1 protein-coding gene and 1 pseudogene are annotated in these 6167 nt (G+C 52.7%); one reads left to right on the plus strand and one right to left on the minus strand.

Annotated features, from left to right (window positions below):
• Nucleotides 1-26 precede the first annotated feature (26 nt).
• Nucleotides 27-1407: pseudogene (locus tag AAZQ98_RS15685) on the minus strand (DDE-type integrase/transposase/recombinase).
• 394 nt (nt 1408-1801) lie between these two features.
• On the opposite strand from AAZQ98_RS15685, the gene AAZQ98_RS15690 reads away from it, so the two are divergent.
• A complete protein-coding gene (locus AAZQ98_RS15690) occupies nt 1802-6112 on the plus strand; it encodes a glycosyltransferase (protein ID WP_434693576.1) in 4311 nt (1436 codons plus the stop codon).
• Nucleotides 6113-6167: the final 55 nt, after the last annotated feature.

A 6167-nucleotide genomic window follows, 5' to 3' on the forward strand; every position in this document is an offset into this window, starting at 1 on the left:
GGTACCAACGCAAGTCTAAATAATTATCAAACGGCCTGAACTGCCTGATCCCTCGGATCGTTAATCCACGTAGCTTCAGGCATCGCCAAAATCGTCGGATCCCGCGCCGTACTAAAACGTTCAGGATGCCGCGCACGCGCAGCTGCCAACGTCTGTGAGCGTTTCGCAGTTACTGAATCGGCCAGCCCAAAATGAACGTCCTCCGGCGTATGCAACCCTATCCCTGAATGCTGATGAGCGTGGTTGTATCACTGGACGAATTCACTCATAAATTGCCGTGCATCACCCAACGAAGAGAAACGCTCAGGGAACTGCCGAACATACTTCAAAGTCTTGAACACTGACGCTGAATAGGGGTTGTTATTGCTCACCTGAGGTCTCGAATGAGACCTAGCCACTTCCAAATCAGAGAGCAAAACCACGTCCGTCCTCGACGTCATACTCGTTCCGCGGTCCGCGTGGGCCACCTGCGGAATTCCGTGGACGCCAAAGATCTCTCTTATCCTCTCCACTGCCAGCTGACCGGACTCGGTAGCTGGCACGAGCGCGGCAACGATATACCGTGAATAAATATCGACCATCAAATATCAGTCGAAGTACCTGCCTTTCACCAGGCCTGCCAGTTTTGTGATATCCCAACTGAGAACCTCACCGTAAGGGGCGGCTTCCAGCTCGGGGATCGAACGCGGCTTATGCCTCGCCAATCAGCGACGTTCCTTGACCAGCCGATTCTCATTGAGCGCCCGGTAAAACGTCGATAAAGAACCCAAATACTGGCCGTCATCGAGTAACTTTGCATAGACCTGCATCGGCGCCACATCCACGCACTCAGGACCATTCAAAGGGTCGAGAATTGCAGCCCGCTCAACGATGCTGAGCTAGTTCGGCGTCGCCGGACGCGCACCGTCCTGCGGTTTGCTCGGTGCGCGGTTCATCGTGGTGCGTGAAACACCGACCATGTCAGCGGTGTTGCGTTGCGGGATTTTGAACTCCAGCAACTGTTGGTCAGCCCGCTTCATTTCTTCTTGGACTTCGCTTGGTCCTGTGATTCATTGATAGCGTTCTCGAAGAACGCCGAGAGTTTCCCAGGATGTCCAGGGCATCCTCAGTTTTCTTCCGCTATCCCTCGCTCACCTCTAACTGGCGGCGCGGACGGGCAATCCCGGCTTGTCCGGCGCTGAGCTTGCCGATAAGAGCTCCAACTGTTTCTCCTTTGCGGACTCCGGCGTCGCGTAGTTTGCGCCATTCGGTGATTTGCGAGGAGTAGACGCCATTCTCGCGCAGGTAGGCGCCACCCTTCGGCCCGACGATGGCTTCCTCATAGCCGGCAAGCAGATCAAGTTTCTCGGTGGGGGTGAATGTCCTGCGTCGGGACTGGCCACCGGCACGGGGTCCGGGATTAGTCATAGGACTATCATGTTTCATTTGAGGTAGGTCTAGATTCGACACGGGTGTTAGAGTCCTGATTCTTGCCCTACGCGCTGGGATGGGTTTGCTATGAGGCGTTGGTACCGTTCAACCCTGACACGTAGGGCAAGGGGAACTCGTCTGCTGAAGACCAAGTGAATAAAGGAGAAGTTTAAGCAGTAGTTTTCGTGTCAAAGTGCCCGAATTTAGCTGTACCAGTCGAACGGCTAGAATTACTCATGGACAAGAACGCAAAGTTTAGGGAGTTTCCTAGTTGAAACGATCGAATCGTAGTACGGCCCAAGCAATTAGTTCGCGCGCCGAACTCTTTAGCATTAGACAAGAGTATCTAGATCTAGGGGGTGACTTCGAAACCAGAGTTCTCGATGACCTGGTGAAGTACCGTACCCAATTATCGAAACTATCGATTGAGAATGAGAAGCTCCGAGCACGCCGGGTAAAATCTGAGGGGCTAATCGCAAGGCTTGAACGAGAACTATCCACCGTCAATGACGCGCGACAGAAGTTTAGTAATGAGGCATCGACCCTCAAGAAACAACTGGCGAACGAACATTATCGGGCCGAGAAGTTCAAGTCAGCCTATGAGAATCTGAAGAACCATCCGGTCGTGAGAGCCGCCCGAGGGTTAAGGAGTCCGTTCTCGCGTAAACCGGTTCCTCCACGCAAGGTCGAAAACCCATCTCATGCTTTGGCACTAAAGGGCATCACCGATTCCGCGAACGTGGTTCCGTCCTTTAGTCCAGACGTAATTAGTTCGCAGGACAGCTTCCTCGATGCCACCAAGCGTGAAGCGGATGCTTATATAGCCCGTTATCGAAGCAACGGCGAGATCGTGAAACCCGCGGAAGGGTTAAGCGCACTTGCCAAAAAAGAGAAAGCACCTTCAAGCTTCGGTGCCTTGCATGATCAGATTTTGGGACAGGCTAGACTGCTCGATTCTTTGCCGGTAGTTCCTCCGAAGACCTCTACGCCTGCTTATATTCCGCAGCCGGATAAAGTGATGTATTGCGCCCACAGCACTGGAGAATACAACAGCAACGGTTATTCGACGCGTACGACTGGTCTCACCACTGCCGTCACCGAAGCCGGCATGGATCTCTTCATTGCAGCACGACCTGGCTACCCTTGGGACTCCAAAGTCAACAAGAAGATGCCTAAAGAAAAGCGTCTGATTCGCGATTACCAGGGCGTCGATACGTACTTTAACCCAGGTGTATCACTACGTAGCGATCCACTGGATAAGTTTGTGCAGATCGCGGCAGATATTTATGTTCGCGAAGCGATGATGAATCGACCTTCAGTGATCGTTTCTGCGTCCAACCACATTACGGCGTTGCCAGCATTGATCGCAGCTCGTCGTCTTGGAATTCCGTTCATCTACGAAGTACGTGGGCTTTGGGAAATCACCGCAGCCGCTGGTAACGAAACTTGGCATAAATCGGAACGATTCGAACTAGCACGCCGCATTGAGACTCTGGTGGCGAACGAAGCGGATCGTGCCTTCGCAATCACGGAGGAAGTCCGTGAGGAACTGGTGAAGCGCGGCGCGGAAAGGGACAAGATTGAAATCTTGCCGAATGCTGCGAACATTTTCCAGTACGTCCCTCTCCCAGCTGAGCGATCGAAGGTCGTTGACAAGAAAAAGAAGGGCGAGTTCCTTCTTGGATATGCTGGCAGCCTTGTGGACTACGAGGGGCTGGATCTACTAATCAACGCGGTAGCCGAGCTACCAGAATCTCTGTCGCACGTTGGCGCACTAATCGTTGGCGACGGCTCGGTCTTACCCGCGCTCAAGCGGCAAGTGACCGAATTGGGCTTGGAAGAGCGAATTCGTTTCACCGGGCGCGTACCGAATGAACAAATCAACGATTACCTGGCAATTTTTGACGCCGTGGTCTGCCCGCGAAAATCGAATATTGTTACACAACTAGTTTCACCATTGAAGCCTATTGAAGCAATGGCTGCAGGCCGTCCGGTGATCGGTTCCAACGTTTCGCCAATTGCTACGTTGCTTGGTACCGATAGTGCTCGTGGCTTGCTTTTTGAAGCGGATCATGTGCAGTCCTTGGCTGAATCGATCGCCCTCCTGGCTAATGATCCGAGGACCGCGCAGGATATGGGGCGTCGTGCCCGTAAGTGGACGGTAGAGAACCGTACATGGCCAATCGTGGCAAAAACTTTCGTTGCCCAAGCTGCCAGTGTCCAGGGCCGTAGGTCAACGGGCAAGAAGCTTAATGAGATTCGTATGGCTCTTATCGCTGACGAATTTACGACCTCAACCATCAGCCGCGAAGTTAATGTCGTGTCGCCAACTCCTGATAACTGGCGAGAGGCATTGACAACGAATCCGGTCGATGTGCTCTTCGTAGAATCGGCGTGGGCAGGCAATGATGGAACTTGGACCCGCAAGGTCGGTTACTACGACGATGAGCAATGCGCGGATCTTGTAGCACTAATTGGCTACTGCCGTAGCAAGAACATCCCAACAATCTTCTGGAACAAGGAAGACCCGGTTCACTTCAATCGATTCCGCCGTACCGCAAAGTACTTCGACGTTGTCTTGACTACTGACGCCAACTGCTTGCGGGACTACTGGGATCACCGTGGTGGAAACCTCAAGGCGTTGGGCAGCCTTTCCTTCTGGGCGCAAGCGGAAATCCACAATCCAATGGGATCTTCCCGCACCTACTCGCATACCGTAGCGTACGGTGGCTCCTATTATGGTGATCGTTATGCGGAGCGTTCGAAGGAATTGCGCGCAATCCTCGAAGGAGCACGTCCCCAGGGACTGACCATCTATGATCGCCAAGCCGATAATCCTGAATCGCCATACAAGTTCCCACCAGCATTGCAGGACTATGTCCAGGGCGGTCTGACTTACGAAGAAATGGTAGAGGCTTACAAGTCTCATCCGGTGCACGTGAACGTTAACTCGGTGAATGCCTCGCCAACCATGTTCTCCCGTCGAGTTTTCGAGCTTGCGGCATGTGGTACTCCGGTAATTAGCGGCAAGAGCTTCGGCGTTACTTGGATGTTTGATGGGTCGGTTCCTGTGGTCGGTTCGCGCCGGGAATCGGAACTGATTTCAACACTATGGATGAACTCCGAAGCTGATCGCGTGGCCGATGCTTGGGAGCCATTGCGTGTGACCTTCCGCAAGCATCTGGCGCACCATCGTTTGGCCATGGCGCTTCGCATGGCTGGTCTCGCAGTTGATATCCCGACTTTGCCATCACTTGGCATTGAACTGAAGACGTTAACCGAAGAAATTGCTTGGGATGTTGTAGCAGCTAGCGTGCGACCTATGCAGGTATACGTTGCCGGGTTCGGCGACGATGATACTGCAGTAAACATTCTGCGAACTGCAGGAATTGCAGTAATGAGCAATGACGCAGTTCGTGAAGCAGACGTGATTGCCTCCAACGCTGAAGAAATTCTCCAAGATCATCAGGTTCTTGAAGACATGCTAACTGCCATGTTCTATGGCCAAGCTGCAACGGTACAGGTCTCTGACAAGTACGTGGGTACGCAGGGCCTGCCGCTCTGGATGCGCGAGCACGTGGATGCGCAGTTGCCCACCTTGACGCGTAGTAGCAGCATTGTAGGTTCTTCCGAAGAGGCCATATGCCTTCGACGCCCACTGGGCCTTAATGAAATTGAGGAATCTCTCGCCGGCTATCCAAAAACGAATGAGTCGCGGAATATTTTGGTTGCCGGACATGACCTGAAATTTGCCAGTTCGATCTTGACGGAACTGACAAACCGCGGTCACGAGGTGACATTAGACACATGGAGCGACCACGCCAATCATGATGTTGACGTGAGCCAAGATCTTCTCGAAGAAGCAGACACAATATTCTGCGAATGGTCACTTGGCAATTTGGCGTGGTATTCAAGGCATTTGAAGCCTGGGCAGAAACTGGTGACCAGATTCCACTCGCAGGAACTATTTACGGAATACCCTCGATCGGTGAACTTCAAGAAGGTTGACAAGGTGATCTTTGTCAGCGAATTGATCCGAGGAATGGCGATTCAAAAGTTCGGAATTCCTGAGGAAAAAACGATGGTCATTCCTAACTCTGTGGATACCAGAATGCTGGATCTTCCCAAGTCCGATGATTCTAAATTTGTATTGGGCTTCGTCGGTATGGTTCCGCAGATGAAGCGATTCGACCTCGTGCTTGATCTACTGGAAAAGTTGCGTGCAATCGACAGCCGCTTCACGTTGCGTGTCAAGGGCAAACGACCGGAAGACTACCCCTGGATGGCTGCACGCGAGGAAGAAATGGCCTTCTACGAGGCGCAGTATGCTCGTATTGAAGAATCTGATCTACTCCGCGGTGCTGTGGTCTTCGACCCTCAAGGCGATAATATGGCCCAGTGGTACCAGGAGATCGGTGTTGCCGTATCCACTAGTGATTTCGAGTCCTTCCACTTCACCCTTGCAGATGGAGCGGCATCCCGTGCGTTGCCGGTTGGCCTGGCCTGGCCGGGAGCGGAATGGCTGTACCCGAATGAGTGGTTGCATGCAGACACTGCGTCAGCAGCTCAATACGTGATCAGTCAGGTACAGGATCAAGCGAAACTGGCAGAGCAGGTTGAAGCTGCACGCGAGTTTACTGTGAAGAACTACGATTCCAACGATGTGCTTGCTCGAATCATGAATGAAATTGAAGCTAAATAGCGCTTTTTAGTGCTTTCTACTAGTGAGGTGCGTTCAGTGGCAATCGCCACTGAAC

It is taken from the genome of Glutamicibacter sp. Je.9.36 (assembly GCF_051129975.1).
GTDB lineage: Bacteria > Actinomycetota > Actinomycetes > Actinomycetales > Micrococcaceae > Glutamicibacter.